Source organism: Streptomyces sp. NPDC127068, assembly GCF_042724695.1.
Classification (GTDB): Bacteria; Actinomycetota; Actinomycetes; order Streptomycetales; family Streptomycetaceae; genus Streptomyces.
In genome coordinates, this window is sequence record NZ_JBHXEN010000041.1 from 1 (window position 1) to 18,580 (window position 18,580).

The following is an 18,580-nucleotide window of genomic DNA, read 5'->3' on the forward strand; positions in this document are numbered from 1 at the left end:
GGTCGGAACCCGGGAGGAGGGGCCCGGGTTCCGACCGCGTCCGCACACCGCGTGGTGGGCGCCTGCACCGTGCGCGGCAGGGCGGCCCTCTGGACACCGGGCCTGCGGAGCGGCGATCCTGACGCACCGGACGAGCCGGTGCGGGGAGCGGGGGGACCGTGGACGGGGAAGCGGGCGGCACGGTGGCGGACACGGTGTGCGACGCGTACGGGCCTGCGGAGCCGCAAGCCCCGCCGCAGTCCCGCTGGGTGCCGCTCATGGGCGCCGACAACACGCGTGACCTGGGCGGACTGCCCGTTTCCGGTGGCGGCACCACCCGCCGGGGCGTGGTGTTCCGCAGCAGCACCCTCCAGGCGGTGACCGACGCCGACGTGGAGTTCCTGGTGGACGGACTGGGCCTGCGGACGGTCGTGGACCTCCGGGGGCCGGAGGAATCCGCCCGGGAGGGCCACGGACTGCTCACCGCCACACCGGTGCGCCGTGCGCACCTCCCGGTCCGGTTGCCGCAGGGGCGCGCCACCGAGGTCGTGCCCGACGGTCCCGACGGCGGCGCGGTCGACTTCTACTTCCGGTTGCTGGGGAGCAGCGCGGACACGCTGACGGCCACGGCGCGGATCGTCGCCGATCCCGACCAGCACGCGGTCCTGTTCCACTGCGCGATCGGCAAGGACCGCACGGGCGTGTGCGCCGCCGTGCTCCTGGACGCGGTCGGGGTGGCGGCCGAGGTGATCGCCGTCGACTACGAGCTGACCGCCGAGCGCATCGCCCGGGTCAGGGACCGGCTGCTCGCGGTCGGGGGCTACCGCAGCATCCCGGCCGTGGACCACACCTACATGGCGTCCCGGGCGGCGACCATGCGCGACTTCCTGGCCCGGCTGCACGCCGACCACGGCGGGGGAGCGGGCTGGCTGCTGCGCAGCGGGCTCACCGAAGGGGAACTGGACCGGCTGCGGGCGACCCTCGTGGCCCGGTGACCCCTGGTGACGGGGGCGTCGCCCGACGGCGCCCGGGGTGACGGACGCGGTTGCGCCGGTCGGGTGACGAATGGGGCGAACCCGGGTAAGAGAGTTACACGAACCCCACGCACGGCGGTCTCCGGGCGGGGAGGCCCCGGGTGCGGCGGCGCGGCCCGTGTCCGCTCACGAGGAGGCCCGGCATGACGACTGCGAGAAGGCTGCTCACGGCTCTGCCCGCTGATCATCGCCAGCGCCTCATGGACCTGGCCCAGGAGGTGTCCTTCCCCCAGGACAGTCGGATCTTCGAGGAGGGCGGGCCCGCGGACCGGCTCTGGGTGATCCGTTCCGGCACGGTCGCCCTGGACCTCCAGGTCCCCGATCGGCGCCGGGTCACCGTGGAGACCCTGCAACCGGGCGACCTGCTCGGCTGGTCCTGGTTGTTCCCCCCGCACCAGTGGGAATTCGGCGCCGAGGCGTTCAGTCCGGTGCGCGCCTACGAGTTCGACGCGGCCAAGGTCCGCTCCCTCTGCGAGGAGGAGTCGGCACTCGGGCTGGTGCTGCTGCGCACCATCGCGGAGATCCTGGCCCACCGGTTGGAAGGCGCCCGCACCCGTCTGATCGAGAACTACGCCAAACACGGAGGAGCGACGCTCTAGCGGTGCGGTTCCGGGTGCCCCCGGCTGAGTCGAGCGTCACGCGTACGGGAGACGACCGTGGCGCAATGGACTCGTATGATCAGCTGATGAGTTGACGGACTGTCCGGCCACCCCCCCGTACCGGCCCGCAGGAGATGAGTACGTGCCCACCCCCGCTTCGTCCCGACTCTCCACGGCCACCCGGTCCACCGTCGATCCCCGCCGGGCCCACTCCGCCCGGATCTGGAACTTCTGGCTGGGCGGCGCCGACTACTACGAGCCGGACCGCCGGGTGGGCGAGGGCATCAACGCGTTGTACCCGCAGGTCAGCGCCTACGCACAGGCGGACCGGCAGTTCCTCGGACGGGCGGTGCGCCACCTCGCCGGGCCGGTCGGCATCCGCCAGTTCCTCGACATCGGTACCGGCCTGCCCACCGCCGAGAACACCCACGAGATCGCCCAGGGCGTCGCTCCCGACGCGCGCATCGTGTACGTCGACAACGACCCGACCGTCCTCGCTCACGCCCGGGCCCTGCTGGTCAGCGCACCGGAGGGCCGCACCGAGTACGTGGACGCCGATGTCCGGGACGTGGACGGCATCCTCGAACAGGCAGCCGGCACCCTCGACTTCGGACGCCCCGTGGCCCTGATGCTGCTCGGCGTGCTGATCTTCGTGGCGGACGACGAGGAGGCGGGAACCGCGGTGCGACGCCTCATGGCCGCCCTGCCCCCGGGCAGCCATCTGGCCCTCTCGCACACCGTCAGCAGCTCCCGGATGCCGGAGGTCGACGCGGCGGTGGCCTACTGGAACCAGCACGGCTCCCCGGCACTGACCCAGCGCACCCCCGAGGCGATCGCCCGGTTGATGGACGGGCTGGACGTCCTGCCGCCCGGTCTCGTGCCCTGCTCCCGGTGGCGCGCGGCGGGGGAGGCCACGGACGAACCGGAGGTCGGCATGTACGGCGCGGTCGCCCGCAAACCCTGACGGGGCGAACCGGACCACGGCGGGTCAGGGCGCCGCCAGGTCGCCGAGGAAGTCGGCGATCGCCCCGGCGACCGCCTCCGGTGCGTCGTCGTGGACCCAGTGCCCGGCCTCCGGGAAGCGCACCAGCCGGGTCCGGGGGCGACGGGCGACCATCTCGTCCGCCAGCGAACCCGGGAGCAGGGTGCTGCGGGCGCCGTGCAGCACCAGCGCCGGACAGCCCGAGCCCAGCCAGTCCGCCCACCAGTCGCCCACCCCGTGCTCCTGGACGGCCGTCATGTCGGACCAGTCGAACAACATCCGCCAACCGTCGGCGCTCCGGTGCGCGCTGCGCAGGAAGTACGTGCTGTCCGGGACGCCGCGCGCCTCGATCGCCGCCGCCAGCGCCGCCCGTGACGGTGCACGGGCGGGCCAGCCCCGGACGTCCAGTACGGGGTGTTCGACCTCCGGACGGCGCATCACGGCGCCGACGTCCTCGACCACCAGCCCCACCACCAGTTCGGGGTGCCGTGCCGCGAGCTGGTAGGCCGTGATGCCGCCCAGCGAGTGCCCCACCACCACGACCGGACCCTGCCCCACCGCTCGATCAGCTCTGCCGCGTCCTCGACGAACCCGTCACGCCCGTAGTCGGCGGCCCGGTCGCTCCTGCCGTGCCCGCGTTGGTCCGGTGCGCACACCCGGGAGACGACGGGTGCGGCCGGCACGGACGCGGAACGGGCAGACGGGAGGGGGGAGTTCATCGTCCGACCCTAGGGGTCCCGGGAGGGAGACGCACGGACGGCTTGACCCTCACGTTGCGTGAGGCCCGAAGGTGAGGTGCATGAGCGACCACTACAACGCGTTCGAGATCAGTCCCGTGCCCGATCCCGGTCCGGACGCGGTTCCGCCGGAGCCGTTCCGCGGCATCTACGGCATGCCCGCGTTCGTGACGATCCCGACCAGCGACCTGTCGGCGTCGGTGGACTTCTGGGTCCGCGGGCTCGGCTTCTTCGAACTGTTCAGCATCCCCGGCGAACTCGTGCACCTGCGCCGGTGGGCGTTCCAGGACGTACTCCTCGTCCAGGCGCCGAGTGTCCCGGAGCGGGAACCGGAGTTGAGCGTCAGCTTCGCGTGCGTGCTCGGCCAGGTCGACGCGATCGTCGAGGCGTGCCGTGCCCTGCGTCCGCACGCGGTCGACGGCCCTCGGGACACCCCGTGGAACACCCGCGACGTGGTGGTGATCACCCCCGAGCACGCCCGGGTCGTCTTCACCGCGGCGAAGCCCTTCGATCCGGCCAGCCAGGAGGCGCGCAACCTGGAGGCCATGGGGATCACCCCACCGGACGTCGGCAGCGGCGACAGCAACGACAATGAGGAGCATGTCTGATGACACCGGCACCGACGGCTTGACCGTCGGCCAGGTCTCGACGCGCCTGGGCGTCACGGTCCGTGCGCTGCACCACTGGGACGAGATCGGTCTGGCACGACCGTCGCTGCGCACGGCTGCCGGATACCGGCTCTACACCGCCGGTGACCTGGAACGCCTGCACCGCATCGTCGTCTACCGCGAGATCGGCCTCGGGCTGGACCGGATTCGGACCGTCCTGGACGACTCGACCGCAGACGTGCCCGGCGCACTGCGCGCACAGCGCACCCAGGTCGCCGAACGGATCGACCGCCTCCAGCGCCTCAGCGCCGGACTGGACCGGATGATCGACGCCCACGAACGCGGCCTGCTGCTGACCACCGAGCAACAGGTCGCGCTCTTCGGCCCCCGGTGGAACCCGGATTGGCCCGCCGAAGCCCGCCAGCGCTACGGCAACACCACGCAGTGGCTCCAGTACGCCGAACGTTCGGCCGCGCGCGGCCCGGAGGAATGGCAGGCCGTCGCCGACGCCGTTGCCGATCTCGACCGTGCCCTCGGTGAGGCGATGGACGCCGGCGTCACCCCGGGCAGCCCGCAAGCGCACCGGCTCGTGGATCGGCACCGCGAGGTGTTCGCCTCCTACTTCCCCCTCACCCGGCGGATGCAGGTCTGTCTCGGCCGCACGTACGAGGCCGATCCGGCGTTCGCCGCCCACTACGACGGCATCCGCCCCGGCCTCGCCACGTGGTTCCGTCGGATCGTGGACGCCAGCGCACGCGCCCACGGCATCGACCCCGACACCGCGACCTGGCAGTAGCCGTACGGGACCCGCGGCCCCGGAAATCGCCTCGCCCGCGCTCGCCGCCTCCGATACGGTCGGGGAGGTGTTCGCGCTGAGGGGAGCCTAGTGGGTCCCTGCGCGGTCTCCCCGGTCGTCCCAGGATGAGAGCAGGTTTCGCCGTGGCGTGTCGTATCAGTGAGCTCGTGCTCGGTTGCCGTGACCCCGAGGCGCTGGCGCGGTTCTGGTGCGAGGTCCTGGACTTCGTCGTCCTCGATCGCGAGGACGACGGCTCGCTGGAGATCGGACCGCGCGAAGGGTTCGGCGGCCCGCAGCCGACGATCTTCCTCAGCCGTAGGGACGAGCCGGAGACGGGGAAGCCCCGACTGCACATCGACGTCAACGCCACCGACCGCGATCAGGAAGCCGAGCTCGAACGCCTGCTGAAGCTCGGCGCGCGGCCGGCCGACATCGGCCAGACGGGGGAGGAGCCGTGGCATGTCCTGGCCGACCCCGAGGGCAATGAGTTCTGCCTGCTCAAGGCCCGCCTCGCTCCGCTCTGACGCTCATCGGCCACGCACGCCACGGCCGCCACGGCAGAAGGCGGTGGGGTGGACCTCCCGGGTCACCCCACCGCCTTGCTCAGTGCGTCAGCGCATCAGCGCCGAGGCGGCTCCTCGGGCTCGTCCGTCGTGCGCCGCCGGGAGTCCCGCTCCTGCGGCCCGCCGCCCCGCGACGCGTCCCGGGCCTCGTCCGCCCCCCGCTCCGACCGTCGACGGGTCTCGTCCTGCCCGCCCTGTGCGGCCTGCTGGGCCCGCTGCTTGAGCTGCTCGGCCTTGTCCTGGAACTGGTCCTTGATGCCCATGGGGTACTCCCGTGAGGTGTGGGGGCGGGAACGCTGTCAGCCTCGCACGACCTGCCGCACCGCGCATGTTCGATGACAGGGCGTAGTCGCGTGCTGGTGTCCGAGCGGAGCGTCGGGGAGCGGTCGGCATCCCGGTCCTGGCGCCGCGGACCGGGCGACCGTCACCGGCCCTTCGTCAACTCGCCCACCAGGGCACCGACCTGCTCGGTCTCTATGAGGAACCCGTCGTGCCCGTACGGGGATTCCACGATCCGCAGGGCGTCCGCGTGCGGGAGCCCGGCGGCCAGCTCCCGTTGCCCGGCCAAGGGGTACAGGCGGTCGGAGTCCACCCCGGCCACCAGCGTCCGGGCGCTGACCCGGCGCAGCGCGTGGGCCGTGCCGCCGCGCCCCCGACCCAGGTCGTGGCTGTTCATCGCCTCGGTCAGGGTCACGTAGCTGCCCGCGTCGAAGCGGCGCACCAGCTTGGTCGCGTGGTGGTCGAGATAGGACTCCACCGCGTACCGTCCGCCGCGCCACGGGTCTTCCGAATCCTGCGCCGCCCGGCCGAACCGGGCCGCGAGTTCGGCCCCCGACCGGTAGGTGACGTGGGCGAGGCGTCGCGCGGTGCCCAGGCCCCGGTGCGGTCCCTCGCCGTCGGGGGCGTCGTGGTAGTGGCCGTCGCGCCACCGGGCGTCGGCGCGGATCGCGTGCAGTTGTACGTCGGCCCAGGCGATCTGTTCCGCGCCCGAGGCGGCCGGGCAGGCCAGGACCAACAGTGCGGACACCCGGTCGGGGTGGCCCACGGCCCACTCCAGGGCCCGCATCCCGCCCATCGAGCCGCCCACCACCAGGGCCCACCGGTCGATGCCGAGCGCATCGGCGAGTGCGGCCTCGGCGGCGACCTGGTCCCGCTGGGTCAGGAAGGGGAAGGAGCCGCCCCAGCGGGTGCCGTCGCCGCGCAGCGACGAGGGACCGGTGCTGCCCTGGCAACCGCCCAGGACGTTCGGTGCCACCACGAACCACCGCTCGGTGTCCAGGGCCCGTCCCGGTCCCACCAGCGGGTCCCACCAGCCGGCCGTGGGATGTCCGGGCCCGGCCGGACCGCTGACGTGGCTGTCCCCGGTCAGCGCGTGCAGCACCAGCACGGCGTTGGACGCGTCGGGCGCCAGCCGCCCCCAGGTCTCGTACGCGACCCGCACGTCCGGCAGTTCGCCGCCGGCCTCCAGGGGGAGGGGCGCGGCGAGGGACACCCAGCGTCGACCGCCGGGCGGGTCACCCTCCCGCCAAGCCCCGGAGGCCGGCGGGAGGGGAGCGGCGGGCTGATCCGCCGGGGCGTGGGGCGCCAGCTCGGTCAGGACGCTTCCTTCGCCGCACGGAACCCGGCGGAGAGGTCCGCCGTGAGGTCGTCCAGGTGCTCGATGCCGACCGACAGCCGCACCAGGCCCGGCGCCGTTCCGGTGGCGGCCAGCGCCTCGGGTCCCAACTGGCTGTGGGTGGTCGACGCGGGATGGATGATCAGCGAGCGGACGTCCCCGACGTTCGCCAGATGGCTGAACAGCGACACCGCGTCCACGAACCGCTTGCCCGCCTCCACGCCGTCCCTCAGCTCGAAGGCCAGGACCGCCCCCGCGCCGCGCGGCAGGTAGCGGCGCCCCGCCGCGTACCAGCGGTTGGACTCCAGGCCCGGGTAGTGCACGGCCGCCACTTCGTCCCGTGCTTCGAGCCACTGGGCGAGCGCCAGGGCGTTCGCCGAGTGCCGCTCGATCCGCAGGCTCAGCGTTTCGACGCCCTGGAGCAGCAGGAACGCCGAGTGCGGGGAGAGCGCGGGCCCGATGTCGCGCAGCAGCTGCACCCGGAGCTTCACCGCGAAGGCGCTCGGGCCCAGGTCCGGCCAGTACCGGAGACCGTGGTAGCTGGGGTCGGGCTCGCTGAAGTCGGGGAACCGCTCGGGGTGCGCACCGAAGTCGAAGGTGCCGGCGTCCACCACGACGCCCGCGATGGTGGTGCCGTGCCCGCCGAGGAACTTCGTCGCCGAGTGCACCACGATGTCCGCGCCGTGCTCGATGGGCCGCAGCAGGAACGGCGTCGGCAGGGTGTTGTCGATGATGAGCGGCACCCCCGCCGCGTGCGCGGTGTCCGCGACGCCCCGTACGTCGAGCACGTTGCCCCGGGGGTTGCCCAGGCTCTCGGCGAAGAGGGCCTTGGTGTTGGGGCGGATCGCGGCGCTCCAGGCGTCCAGGTCGTCGGGGTCGTCCACGAAGGAGACCTCGATGCCGAACCGGGGCAGGGTGTGCCGGAACAGGTTGTACGTTCCGCCGTACAGCGAGGTGCTGGAGACGATGTGGTCACCGGCGCCGGCCAAGGTGAGGATCGCGAGGGTTTCCGCAGCCTGTCCCGAGGCGAGCGCGACCGCGGCGACTCCCCCCTCCAGCGAGGCGATCCGCTGTTCGAAGACGTCCTGCGTCGGATTGTGGATGCGGGTGTAGATGTTCCCGGGCTCGGCGAGCGAGAAGAGGTTCGCCGCGTGCTGGGTGTCCCGGAAGACGAAGGAACTGGTCTGGTAGATCGGTACGGCCCGTGCACCGGTGGTCGGATCGGGCTCCGCTCCCGCGTGGATCTGCCGGGTCTCGAACGACCACCCGGAGGCGGGCGCCGGCTCGTCGTCGGGGGTGTGACCGGCTGTCACCGAGTCGAGGGGCTGGCTCATGGGCGGTTCCTTCGCGCGAGGTCACTGGGGAGGGGGCGGAAGCGGTACGGGTCCGGCCCGTACCGCTTCCGTGCCGGGGCGAGAAGGGCCCAAAACACCCGGCGGAACGCAAAGTACCCGGGAGGGGGTGGTTCCGGTAGCCCGACGGCGAGCTGGCCATGAGCCTGCAACATGCCGGCAACACAAGCGTGGACGGGGGAGGTCCGGGGGGACGGGGCGCGAACCGGTCGGTCGCCGGCCGAACGGCTTCGGCCAACTTCTCCCTCCGGGGCCTCGGCCACCGCCGCCCGAGCCCGGGCGGCGCCGGGCGTCGTGGCGGGCGGCTCCCCCTCCGGACCTGGGGCCCGTTCCCCGCCCGGCAGCACGGGGATTCCCCGACACGGGTCAATGCCGGCCATCCTCGGAGTTCCGGCCAACAAGTCCCGTGGGGAACAAGAAAATCGCTCCTGTGGCCCTACCCTCACCAGGCGTTCCCACAGGCGCCGGACCAGGAAGTCCCATGACGACTCAGAACCTGCCGCACGCGCCGGATCCGTCGATTCCCTCCCACCCACCACATCTACGGGGCAAGGTCGCCGTCATCACCGGCGGGGGGTCCGGCATCGGCCGCGCCACCGCCACCGTGCTGGCCGAACGCGGCGCCAGTGTCGTCGTGGCCGACATCGACGCGACCGCCGCCGAGCGCGTCGCCGGCGGGTTGGTCGCCCGCGGTCTCGAAGCCGTTCCGGTCACGGTCGACGTGGGCGAGGAGGAGCAGATCCGGACGATGGTCGCCACGGCGGTGGCCGCTTTCGGAGGGGTGGACGTGCTCCACAACAACGCGGCGCTGCTCGCCCCCGACGTCCTCGGTCGGGACCAGCGCATCACCGACATCGACGGGGAGCTGTTCGCCCGGGTCCTGCGGGTCAACGTGCTCGGCTACACGTTGGCCGCCAAGCACGCGATACCCCACATGATCGCGCGCGGTGGTGGCGTGGTGGTCAACACCGCTTCGGCGGCCGGCCTCCTCGCCGAACTCGTCCGTCCCATGTACGGCACCTCCAAGGCGGCCATCCTCGGCCTCACCCGCAGCATCGCCACCCAGTACGGGAAGCAGGGGGTCCGTGCGGTCGGCATCGCCCCGGGCCTGGTGCTGACCCCCGCGCTGACCGACAACCTCAGTCCCGAACAACAGAAGGCCCTCGCCCGGCACACCCTCACCCCCCGGGTCGGGGTGCCCGAGGACATCGCCTGCCTGGTGGCCTTCCTCGTGTCCGACGAGGCCGGTTACATCACCGGCACCACGATCTCCGTGGACGGCGGGTTCACCGCGCACTTCCCCACCTACGGCGACGAACTCGATGCGGCCGACCCGGCGCCCCACCCGTGCCCGCCCGCCCGGGCGGCAGCCGCGCCGTTCTCACACGTCGATCCTGGACCGGTCGAGCGTGGCGGCGGAGCGAGCGAGGAACTCCTTGCGCGGTGCGACGTCGTGGCCCATCAGCAGGTCGAACACGGCTTGAGCCGCCTCCAGGTCGGTGAGGTTGATCCGACGTAGGGTGCGGTGCCGCGGATCCATGGTGGTCTCGGCGAGTTGGTCGGCGTCCATCTCGCCGAGACCCTTGTACCGCTGGACCGAGTCCTTGTACCGGATGCCCTTGCTCCGGAACTCCCGCAGCGTGTCCCGCAGCTCGTGGTCCGCGTAGGTGTAGACGTACTTGTCCTGGCCCCGCTCCGGTCGGACCAGCTCGATGCGGTGCAGCGGCGGCACGGCGGCGAAGACGCGGCCCGCTTCGACCACGGGCCGCAGGTAGCGGTGGAACAGGGTCAGGAGCAGGATGCGGATGTGGGAGCCGTCCACGTCGGCGTCGGTCATCATGATGATCTTGCCGTAGCGGGCCGCGTCCAGATCGAAGGTCCGCCCCGAACCGGCTCCCACCACCTGGAGGAGCGCGGTGCACTCGGCGTTCTTCAGCATGTCCGTGACGGACGACTTCTGCACGTTGAGGATCTTGCCGCGGATCGGCAACAGCGCTTGGAACTCGGAGTTCCGGGCGAGCTTCGCCGTCCCGAGCGCGGAGTCGCCCTCGACGATGAACAGTTCGTTGCGGTCGACGTCGTCGCTGCGGCAGTCGGCGAGCTTGGCAGGCAGGGAGGAGGACGCCAGGGCCTTCCTACGGCGCTGCGCGTCCTGGTGCTGGCGGGCCGTGACGCGGGTGCGGGCGGCGGCGACGACCTTCGAGGGGTGGACCGGCTCGCCCTTGCGGGCGTTGAGGTGGGCGACGAACTCGGCGATGCCGCCGTCGTAGCGGTAGGAGACCGTCTTCGCTGCCGGGTCCGGGTCGGTGGTGTCGGCCGCGGCCGTCGCGCGCGCCGAGGACCGTTCGTCGGTGAGGGTCAGGGTGAGCCCCCGGTTGAGGAAGGCCATCTCCTGGAACCGCCTGGACAGCGTCTCGAAGGAGTACGTGGTGGTCTCGAAGATGTCGCCGTCCGCCCAGAACGTCAACGAGGTGCCCGTCCGGGAGGCGGCCTCGTGGCGGGCCAGCGGGGCGGTGGGAGCGCCGTGCCGGTACTCCTGCGTCCACCGGTGGCCGTCGGTCCAGATCTCCGCCGACAGCCGGGTCGACAGCGCATTGACCACCGACAGGCCCACACCGTGCAGACCGCCGGAGAACGTGTACCCGCCGCCCCCGAACTTCCCGCCCGCGTGCAGCACGGTCAGCACCACCTCGACGGCCGGCCGCTTCTCCACCGGGTGCACGCCCACCGGGATGCCACGACCGTTGTCGACCACCCGCACGCCGCCGTCGGCCAGGACCGTCACGTCGATCCGGTCGGCCACTCCCGCGAGTGCCTCGTCCACGGAGTTGTCCACGAGTTCCTGCACCAGGTGGTGCAGCCCCCGCTCTCCCGTGGAGGCGATGTACATCCCGGGCCGCTTGCGCACGGCGTCCGGGCCGTCCAGCACGGTGATCGCGTGGGCGTCGTACGACGCGGCACCGGCAGGGCCGGGCTGCTGGGGTTCGGGTGCGGCGGCACCGGTGGCGGTGCGAGTGTCGTGGGTGGTCACGGATGCTCTCTTTCGGGCATGGCGGACCGCGCTTCCGCACCACGGTGCGGAAGCGGCCGGACCGCTGGCGGAGACGGGGCAGGGCAGCCCAAACAGGGCTCCGGAAGCTCACGGGCATCGGGCCGTTGACTGCCGGAACACCGATCAAGATACCGAAGGGGCACTGCGTTGACGGGTCAACAGCACCTCCATGCGCCGCCGTGTGCTCCTTTTCTCGGGGGAGGCGATCCCCCCTGCGTCAATCCCCTGAAAACGCGACAGGGGGCCACTGGTGGGCTTCCCTGATGCCTTGCCGGGGAGGGCTTCAGGTGGCTTTTCGGGCGCGGCCCTCCGTGGCTCGCGTCGCGCCGCGTCAGACGGCTCGTCGTCCCCGTGGGCGGTGCGCGGTGCGACCGGCCGCTCCAGGGCCGCGCGGGTCGGTCGTCGTCCTGCCTGTCGGGCGGGGCGGCCGAGTGCGGGACGACCTCGCAGGTGGCGCGATGGTGGTGAGGTCCCGACGGCAATCCCTCGAACGGGGGAGCGTCCCCTCCCGAGTGAATCGAACGCCGCATCACAGGCGTCCGACCGGGCGGCAGGGGTTCATGGGTCGGTCATCGAACTTTCGGCCGAAGATTCGTCCGGAAGTGAGCGTGACGCGCTGTTGATCTGGTGCGTTGTGCTTGCGTCAAGACTTCACCCCTCGACGTGGGAGGTCCCGTGCATCCTGTTCCCGTTCGTCCCAGTCTTCACCTGGTGTTCGAGTGCATGACCCGTTCCGTGGCCTCCGTGCCACGTCCGGTTGACGACCAGTCAGGTGCGTGCGCGCCCTCACCATGTGCATGCCCGAGGCGGTGCGCATGCGGCTACTGAACCACCTGCCCGACACCCTCGACGCCTGGGCCCGACGGGCCGTCGGCGCCTTCGACACGGTCCGGGACGTCTCCGCGCCCGCCCCGGGCTCCTCCCGGGTGTGGGAACTCACCCGCCCGGACCGCACCACCCGCTTCATCATCAAGATCGCACGTGACCCCGCACGCTACCGCGCCGAAACCTTCGCCTACCGCCAGGCCGTGCCCGCCGTACCGTCCGGCGGCGCGCCCCTCCTCCTCGACTCCGGCGCCGAACACCTCGCCCTGCTGCTCACCGCTCTCCCCGGCCGCCCGCTGCGGGAACTGCGCCTACCGACCGTCGAGGAGCGCGAGGCGTACCGGCAGGCGGGGGCACTGCTCGCCCGGTTCCACACCGCAGCGGAACCCACCCCCGAGCGTCGCGCCGAGGCACGCGACGAACTCGACGGCGCCCCGCACCGACTCGAACGCCACCTCCACATGTGTGGGGACCGGGTGACGGCCCGGGAACGCGCCCTGGTCCGAGGACTCGTGGCCGACCTCCCGCACGTCGGGCCGCTGCCGCTCGCCTTCGTCCACGGTGACGTCCAGCCCGGAAACCTGATGTGGTCGGCGGCGGGACACGCGGCCTGGATCGACTTCGAGCGGGCCCGGTTCGCCCCCGCGGTCCAGGACTTCGTCCGGCTGGCCGCCGGCCCCTGGGCCGACCGCCCGGCCCTGCGCGCGGCGTTCCTCGCGGGCTACGGGCGCCGGCCCGGCCCGACCGAACGGCACGCGCTGCGCTGTCTCGCCGCGCTCGACGCCATCGGCTCCCTGATGTGGGGACCGCAGCACGGCGACGACGAGGTCACCGCGCGGGGCCGCCGCACCCTCGACCGGCTCGTCGAGGGGGAGTTCGCATGAGCACCCTCACCCTGCCCGGCGACGGATCGGGCGACCGGGCACCGGACGTCGAACCCGACGCCCCGCACACTCCTCCACCACCCCCGGCGGACATCCGCTACCAGGGCCAGTACGGGAAGAACCCCCTCGGCGAGGTCGGCTTCCGGGCCCTGTGCGCCCGACTGCCCTCGGTGCTCGCCCACACCGGGCGCCTCGCCTGGGCGGCGGACCGGCGGGCCGTGCTGCTCCTCCTGGTCTGCCAGGCGTTGACCGGAGTGGCCGCGGTCGTGCTGCTCGCCGCCACCGCGCGGGCGATGGAGGCCCTCGTCGCGACCGGCTCGGTCACCGACCGGCTCCAGTCGATGCTTCCGGTGCTGCTGGTCGTCGCGACGGCGGCGGCCGTCGGGCGGATCGCCGCCGCACTCTCCTGGTACGCGGACGACCGGGTCAGCCCCCTGCTCAGCACGGCGGCCGACACCGCGCTCGTCGAAGCGGTGTGCCGGGTCGAGGCGTCGGCGTACGGGACGGAAAGCTTCGCGGAACGCCAGGAGGCGGCCGAGATCGGCGTGGTGCGGACCGCCGCCATGGTCCGCGACGGCCAGACCTTCCTCGCCGCGGCCGTCCGGATGGTGGCCGCCTGCGGAGTCCTGACCGTGCTGCACCCGCTCCTGCTGCCCCTGCTCCTGCTCGCGGTGCTGCCGGCCGGGGTGGGCGCCGTGCTGTCCGCGCGCGTCGACTACGAGACCCACTACGCCAACCTGGGCGACCGCAACGTCCGCGGCATGATGCGCTGGTGGTCGACCGCCCCGAAGTACGGCGACGAGGTCCGGGCCAACGGCATGACCGGCTACCTGCTCTTCTGGTACCGCAGCCTGTCGGAGCGGATCGACCGGCGGACCCTCGGCATCGCCCCCCGGGTGCTGCGGATCTCCCTCGCGGCCTCGGCACTCGGTGGCGTGTTCCTCCTGGTGACCTGGGCGGCCCTCGCCTGGCTCGCGGCGACCGGCAGGGTGGAGCTCGCGATCGCCGCGACGGCGGTGGTCGCCGTCCAGAGTTCACTGGGCGCGCTCACCCAACTCGTCCGCGGCGGCGCCGAGATGTTCCACACCAGTCTCTACCTCGCCGACATGCGCGCCTTCCTGGACCTCGCGGACCGTCACGCGCCCGCCCGGGGCCCGGCCCTGATCACCGCACCCGTCCACGAGATCCGGTTGGACGACGTGGTCCACCACTACCCCGGCAAGGACCGTCCCGCCGTGGACGGGCTCAGCCTCACCCTGCGGCGCGGCGAGATCGTGGCGATCGTCGGGGAGAACGGTTCCGGAAAGTCGACGCTGACCCGACTGGTCACCGGCATCCTGCTCCCCGACCGGGGCACGGTGCGGTGGAACGGAACCGACCTGGCCACCGCCGACCCGGACACCGTGTGGACGCACACCGGGCTGGTTCCGCAGATCTTCGCCCAATGGCCGCTGCGGGTCCGGGAGAACGTCACCCTGGGCCAACCCCGCAGCCCCGACGACGCCCCGGTCTGGCAGGCGGTGGACGCGGTCGGGATGCGCACCGCCGTCGAGGAACTGCCCCGGGGACTCGACACCCTGCTGGCCCGGGAGGTCTTCGGCGGTCATGAACTCTCCGGCGGCCAGTGGCAGCGCCTCGCCTGCTCCCGGGCGCTCTACCGGCGGCCCGCGCTGCTGATCCTCGACGAGCCCACGTCGCAGATGGACGCACGCGGCGAGCACCAGATCTTCGAGGAGATCAAGAAGATCGCTGCGGACCGGATCACCCTGGTGGTGACCCACCAACTGGAGAACACCCGGGTCGCCGACCGGATCGTGGTCATGCGGGACGGCAGGATCGTGCAGGAGGGCCGGTACGAGGAACTGCGCGCGTCGGACGGGCTCTTCGCGGAACTGCTCGCCCTGTCCAAGGACAGGTGACGGACCGTGTGCGGCACGGCCCCCCGAAGGGCGGACGGCGTCGGGCGAGCGGCGGGGTCGTGGTCCCGCCGCGGTGCGCACCGCCCCGTGGTGGGGCGGTCGGTCAGGCCGCGCCCATCCGGTCCCGCCAGTAGGTGAAGGCCGTCACGGGGTCCTCCAACGCGTCCCACGGGAACATCGTCATATGGCGCCCGACGCGCTGGAAGACCTCGGTGGCCTCCGGCAGCCAACGCGCCCGCACCAGGGCGAACGCCAACAGGTTCAGATCGGACACGGCCTCGGCGTGCGGGCGCGCCGAGGTGTGGAACCAGCCCTTCAACGCGAGTTCCAGTTCGCTGGCCGCGGCCTTCTCGTGCCAGATGCGGTGGGCCGCCAACGCCCTGGTGCCGCCCGCTTCGACGGCGTGCGCGAAGTGCTCGGCCCGGGCCGCCAGCGGCAGCAGGGCCAACGGGGAGCCCGGCGGCGCCTGTGCCGCCGAGTGCCAGGCGAACGTCGTCATGTCGCTCACCGAGCCGTGGCTGCGGGGCGAGAGGTACCGCAGCACCACGTGGTGGGCGGTCCGGTTGCCCGGGTCGCGGTCGATGATCTCCCGCCAGATGGGAGCCGCCCGCCGCGACGGAACCCGGCACCCCCGCATCAGGTCGAGCAGGGCGATCAAGGGCGTCGGGTCCTTCGGGTGGGCGTGGGCCGCCCGGACACAACGGGTCTGGGCCCCGTCCAGCGCCGCCGCCGTTCCGGAGACCGCCCGGTGGGCCTGGACGCAGGCCTGCATCACCACCGAGTCCGGGTTGTCCGGAGCGTAGTCGACCCAGTGGTCCGCCGCGGCCGGGGACAGCACCCGGGACAGCACCGACACCCGGTGGGTCCTGCGGTCCCAGTCCGACCCCGTGGCGTCCAGCAGATCGGCCACCGGCTGCCAGGCGGGGCGGCTGCGGTCGGCGCCGAACCCTTGCAGTTGATGGATGGGCCGGATGTCGGTGAGCGCTTGGCGCAGCTCACGGTCGTCCAGTTCCGGACGGATGCGAACCGTTCTGCTTCTTCGCAGCATCACTGGTCCTCTGTGGGGGAGGGCGGGCACCGCGCGGTCGACGCGGCGCCCGGATGTGGATGGGTCGGTGAGGGCGAGCCAGTCAGCAGCACCTCGATCGCGGGGCCGCTTCCTGACGGGCTGCCTTGATCCGCTGGTACTCCCGAGGGGTGGGCACGGGAGTACCGGGATCGTCGTGGCGGTGCCGCGCACAGTACCGCTCGTACTCGGTCTCGCCGGTGAGCTCCCGCAGGTACCAGTGGACCCAGCGCACGGCCCGCCGCACCGGCCCGCCGCCACCCCGCCCGCGGCCCGTCGCGGGAGCGTCCCGGCTCCGGGCGGGCGTCATGGTGCCTCCCCGGGGCCGGCCGCCGCACCGGCCGGGCGCCGCGGGCGCGGTGCCGGGGTGTCGATCGCGGACGGGACGTGCGGGGTCTCCGTGGACCTCGTGCTCCCGGGGGAGCGGACCGCCCGGACGCACACCACCAGGGCGTTCACGAGGACCGTGAGGACCAGCAGCACGAACAGCACGATGAGGACGCCGTTCACCGTGGAGTTGGTCACCACGGTGTGCATCTCGTCCATGGAGGTGGCGGGTCGCAGCTGGGTCCCGGCGTCGATGGCGTCGGCGTAGCGCTCGCGCTGGGCGAAGAAGCCGACGCGCGGGTCGTCGGAGAAGACCTTCTGCCAGCTCGCGGTGAAGGTGACGGCCACGATCCAGGCGAGCGGCACGCCCGTCACCCACGCCCAGCGCAGTCGGCCCGAGGCGATGAGGAGGGTCGTGGCGACGGTGAGCGCGATCGCGGCGAGGAGTTGGTTGGCGATGCCGAACAGCGGGAAGAGCTGGTTGATCCCGCCCAGGGGGTCCGTGGCGCCGACGTAGAGGAAGTACCCCCAGCCGGCGACCACCACGCCACTGGCGAACCAGACACCGGGCTTCCAACCGACGCGCCCCATCGGCTTCCACACGTTGCCCAGCATGTCCTGGAGCATGAACCGACCGACCCGGGTGCCCGCGTCGACGGTCGTCAGGATGAACAGGGCCTCGAACATGATGGCGAAGTGGTACCAGAACGCCTTCATCCCCTCGCCGCCGACCACCTCCGAGAAGATCTGCGCCATGCCCACCGCCAGGGTCGGGGCGCCACCGGTGCGGGCGACCAACGAACCCTCGTCCACCGCCTTGGCCGCGGCGGCCAGTTCCTCCGGCGAAATGGTGAAGCCCAGCCCGGCGACCGCCTGGGAAGCGGATTCCACGGTCGAACCGAGCAGCCCCGCGGGCGCGTTCATCGCGTAGTACAGCCCGGGGTCCAGCACCGCCGCCGCGATCAACGCCATGACGGCGACGAACGCCTCCATCAGCATGGCCCCGTACCCGATCATCCGGACCTGCGACTCCTTCTGGACCAGCTTCGGGGTCGTCCCCGAGGCCACCAGGGCGTGGAAGCCGGACAGCGCACCACAGGCGATGGTGATGAACAGGAACGGGAACAACGAGCCCGCGAACACCGGTCCTTCGCCGGAGGAGGCGAAGGAGGTCACCGCCTCGGCGTCGAGCCGCGGGGCGGCGATGACCACCCCGGCCGCGAGCAACACGATCGTGCCGATCTTCATGAACGTCGACAGGTAGTCCCGCGGCGCCAACAGCATCCACACCGGCAGCACCGACGCCACGAACCCGTAGGCCACCAGGCAGAACACCAGGGTCGTCGGGCTCAGGGTGAAGGTGTCCGCCAGCGACGAGTGTTCGATCCAGCCGCCGCCCACGATCGCCAGGAGCAGCAGGGCCACCCCGATCGCGCTGGTCTCCAGGACCCGTCCCGGTCGCAGGACGTGCAGGTAACAGCCCATGAACAGGGCGATCGGAACCGTCATCGCGACGGAGAAGGTCCCCCACGGCGAGTCCGCGAGCGCATTGACCACGACCAGCGCCAGCACCGCCAACAGGATGATCATGATGGCGAACACGGCGAGCAGCGCCGCCGCCCCGCCGATCCGCCCCAACTGCTCCCGGGCCATCTGCCCGAGGCTCTTGCCGTCGCGCCGCATCGACAGGAACAGCACCACCATGTCCTGCACCGCACCCGCGAAGATGACGCCCGCGACGATCCACATGGTGCCCGGCAGATAGCCCATCTGCACCGCGAGCACCGGGCCCACCAGCGGGCCGGCGCCGGCGATCGCCGCGAAGTGGTGCCCGAGCAGCACCCGACGGTCCGTGGGTTGGAAGTCCACCCCGTCGTTGATCCGCTCCGCCGGGGTGGCCCGGGTGTCGTCGAGGCGCAACACCCGCCGCGCGATGAACTTCGCATAGAAGCGGTACGCGATCGCGAACGAACCGAGGGCCGCCGCCAACAGCCAGACCGCCGAGATCCCCTCACCCCTGGAGAGCGCGAGCACCCCCCAGGAGACGCCTCCCACCAGAGCGACCAGGGACCATATCAAGACCGATTTCCAGCGGAGCCGCGAGGGTGGCACAAGGGTTCCGGACACGGTGAATCCTTCTGTTCGCAGGAGAGAACACAATGCGTCGTAGGGGTACCGGTCAACCGGCCCCACGGGTCACGGACTTCACGGAACTCGCATCAAGCACACACAACGCCACACG

Annotated in this window: 16 protein-coding genes and 1 pseudogene; 9 read left to right on the forward strand and 8 right to left on the reverse strand. The window is 72.2% G+C overall.

The annotated features are described in order from the left end of the window. The first annotated feature begins 158 nt into the window (after positions 1–158). From ACFWIA_RS24225 to ACFWIA_RS24235, 3 genes are all read left to right on the forward strand, one after another. A complete protein-coding gene (locus ACFWIA_RS24225) occupies positions 159–974 on the forward strand; it encodes a tyrosine-protein phosphatase (protein WP_387008427.1) in 816 nt (271 codons plus the stop codon). A gap of 182 nt (positions 975–1,156) precedes the next feature. Beyond that, entirely contained in the window at positions 1,157–1,612 is a 456-nt protein-coding gene (locus ACFWIA_RS24230) for a cyclic nucleotide-binding domain-containing protein (protein ID WP_387008429.1), read from the forward strand. Between the two features lie 142 nt (positions 1,613–1,754). Then, complete coding sequence (locus tag ACFWIA_RS24235; RefSeq protein WP_387008431.1) at positions 1,755–2,576, forward strand: SAM-dependent methyltransferase; 822 nt, start codon at positions 1,755–1,757, stop codon at positions 2,574–2,576. Between the two features lie 24 nt (positions 2,577–2,600). On the opposite strand, the gene ACFWIA_RS24240 is transcribed toward ACFWIA_RS24235, so the two are convergent. After that, positions 2,601–3,152: an alpha/beta fold hydrolase gene (locus tag ACFWIA_RS24240; RefSeq protein ID WP_387008433.1), complete on the reverse strand. Its 552-nt coding sequence runs from the start codon at positions 3,150–3,152 to the stop codon at positions 2,601–2,603. Between the two features lie 241 nt (positions 3,153–3,393). On the opposite strand from ACFWIA_RS24240, the gene ACFWIA_RS24245 reads away from it, so the two are divergent. The 3 genes from ACFWIA_RS24245 (at position 3,394) to ACFWIA_RS24255 (ending at position 5,259) form a co-directional block, all read left to right on the forward strand. Further along, positions 3,394–3,939, forward strand: coding sequence for a VOC family protein (locus ACFWIA_RS24245; RefSeq protein ID WP_387008435.1), 546 nt, complete (start codon positions 3,394–3,396; stop codon positions 3,937–3,939). Then, the gene (locus ACFWIA_RS24250; protein WP_387008437.1) at positions 3,932–4,735 is read left to right on the forward strand and encodes a MerR family transcriptional regulator; all 804 of its coding nucleotides are present in this window, start codon (positions 3,932–3,934) and stop codon (positions 4,733–4,735) included. The genes ACFWIA_RS24245 and ACFWIA_RS24250 overlap by 8 nt, the downstream gene beginning before the upstream one ends. Before the next feature lie 143 nt (positions 4,736–4,878). Continuing rightward, on the forward strand, positions 4,879–5,259 hold the full coding sequence (locus ACFWIA_RS24255) for a VOC family protein (RefSeq protein ID WP_387008439.1): 381 nt from the start codon (positions 4,879–4,881) through the stop codon (positions 5,257–5,259). 95 nt (positions 5,260–5,354) lie between these two features. On the opposite strand, the gene ACFWIA_RS24260 is transcribed toward ACFWIA_RS24255, so the two are convergent. From ACFWIA_RS24260 to ACFWIA_RS24270, 3 genes are all read right to left on the reverse strand, one after another. After that, positions 5,355–5,561, reverse strand: coding sequence for a hypothetical protein (locus tag ACFWIA_RS24260; RefSeq protein ID WP_387008441.1), 207 nt, complete (start codon positions 5,559–5,561; stop codon positions 5,355–5,357). Between the two features lie 161 nt (positions 5,562–5,722). Further along, positions 5,723–6,886 (reverse strand): homoserine O-acetyltransferase, encoded by a 1,164-nt coding sequence (locus ACFWIA_RS24265; RefSeq protein WP_387008549.1) that lies wholly within the window; start codon positions 6,884–6,886, stop codon positions 5,723–5,725. A 5-nt stretch (positions 6,887–6,891) separates the two neighbouring features. Continuing rightward, the gene (locus ACFWIA_RS24270; RefSeq protein ID WP_387008443.1) at positions 6,892–8,247 is read right to left on the reverse strand and encodes a bifunctional o-acetylhomoserine/o-acetylserine sulfhydrylase; all 1,356 of its coding nucleotides are present in this window, start codon (positions 8,245–8,247) and stop codon (positions 6,892–6,894) included. A 499-nt stretch (positions 8,248–8,746) separates the two neighbouring features. On the opposite strand from ACFWIA_RS24270, the pseudogene ACFWIA_RS24275 reads away from it, so the two are divergent. Continuing rightward, positions 8,747–9,544, forward strand: a pseudogene (locus tag ACFWIA_RS24275) (SDR family NAD(P)-dependent oxidoreductase); the annotation flags it as partial. 102 nt (positions 9,545–9,646) lie between these two features. Here the strand turns inward: ACFWIA_RS24275 and ACFWIA_RS24280 are convergent. After that, positions 9,647–11,296: a toprim domain-containing protein gene (locus ACFWIA_RS24280; protein ID WP_387008445.1), complete on the reverse strand. Its 1,650-nt coding sequence runs from the start codon at positions 11,294–11,296 to the stop codon at positions 9,647–9,649. A gap of 818 nt (positions 11,297–12,114) precedes the next feature. On the opposite strand from ACFWIA_RS24280, the gene ACFWIA_RS24285 reads away from it, so the two are divergent. Then, on the forward strand, positions 12,115–13,026 hold the full coding sequence (locus ACFWIA_RS24285) for a phosphotransferase enzyme family protein (RefSeq protein WP_387008447.1): 912 nt from the start codon (positions 12,115–12,117) through the stop codon (positions 13,024–13,026). Then, a complete protein-coding gene (locus tag ACFWIA_RS24290; RefSeq protein WP_387008449.1) occupies positions 13,023–14,945 on the forward strand; it encodes an ATP-binding cassette domain-containing protein in 1,923 nt (640 codons plus the stop codon). Before ACFWIA_RS24285 ends, ACFWIA_RS24290 begins: the two co-directional genes overlap by 4 nt. A gap of 103 nt (positions 14,946–15,048) precedes the next feature. Here the strand turns inward: ACFWIA_RS24290 and ACFWIA_RS24295 are convergent, their stop codons facing one another. The 3 genes from ACFWIA_RS24295 to ACFWIA_RS24305 all read right to left on the reverse strand — a co-directional run bounded on the left by ACFWIA_RS24295 (position 15,049) and on the right by ACFWIA_RS24305 (position 18,465). Then, the gene (locus tag ACFWIA_RS24295; protein ID WP_387008451.1) at positions 15,049–15,993 is read right to left on the reverse strand and encodes a hypothetical protein; all 945 of its coding nucleotides are present in this window, start codon (positions 15,991–15,993) and stop codon (positions 15,049–15,051) included. An 82-nt stretch (positions 15,994–16,075) separates the two neighbouring features. Further along, a complete protein-coding gene (locus tag ACFWIA_RS24300; protein WP_387008453.1) occupies positions 16,076–16,321 on the reverse strand; it encodes a YbdD/YjiX family protein in 246 nt (81 codons plus the stop codon). Next, a complete protein-coding gene (locus ACFWIA_RS24305; protein ID WP_387008455.1) occupies positions 16,318–18,465 on the reverse strand; it encodes a carbon starvation CstA family protein in 2,148 nt (715 codons plus the stop codon). Before ACFWIA_RS24305 ends, ACFWIA_RS24300 begins: the two co-directional genes overlap by 4 nt. Between the last annotated feature and the right edge of the window lie 115 nt (positions 18,466–18,580).

Coding starts and splice junctions, on each gene's coding strand:
- ACFWIA_RS24230 (WP_387008429.1), top strand. CDS start 1,157: ATGACGACTGCGAGAAGGCTGCTCACGGCTCTGCCCGCTGATCATCGC.
- ACFWIA_RS24245 (WP_387008435.1), top strand. CDS start 3,394: ATGAGCGACCACTACAACGCGTTCGAGATCAGTCCCGTGCCCGATCCC.
- ACFWIA_RS24250 (WP_387008437.1), top strand. CDS start 3,932: ATGTCTGATGACACCGGCACCGACGGCTTGACCGTCGGCCAGGTCTCG.
- ACFWIA_RS24260 (WP_387008441.1), bottom strand. CDS start 5,561: ATGGGCATCAAGGACCAGTTCCAGGACAAGGCCGAGCAGCTCAAGCAG.
- ACFWIA_RS24270 (WP_387008443.1), bottom strand. CDS start 8,247: ATGAGCCAGCCCCTCGACTCGGTGACAGCCGGTCACACCCCCGACGAC.
- ACFWIA_RS24285 (WP_387008447.1), top strand. CDS start 12,115: ATGCCCGAGGCGGTGCGCATGCGGCTACTGAACCACCTGCCCGACACC.
- ACFWIA_RS24290 (WP_387008449.1), top strand. CDS start 13,023: ATGAGCACCCTCACCCTGCCCGGCGACGGATCGGGCGACCGGGCACCG.
- ACFWIA_RS24295 (WP_387008451.1), bottom strand. CDS start 15,993: ATGCTGCGAAGAAGCAGAACGGTTCGCATCCGTCCGGAACTGGACGAC.
- ACFWIA_RS24300 (WP_387008453.1), bottom strand. CDS start 16,321: ATGACGCCCGCCCGGAGCCGGGACGCTCCCGCGACGGGCCGCGGGCGG.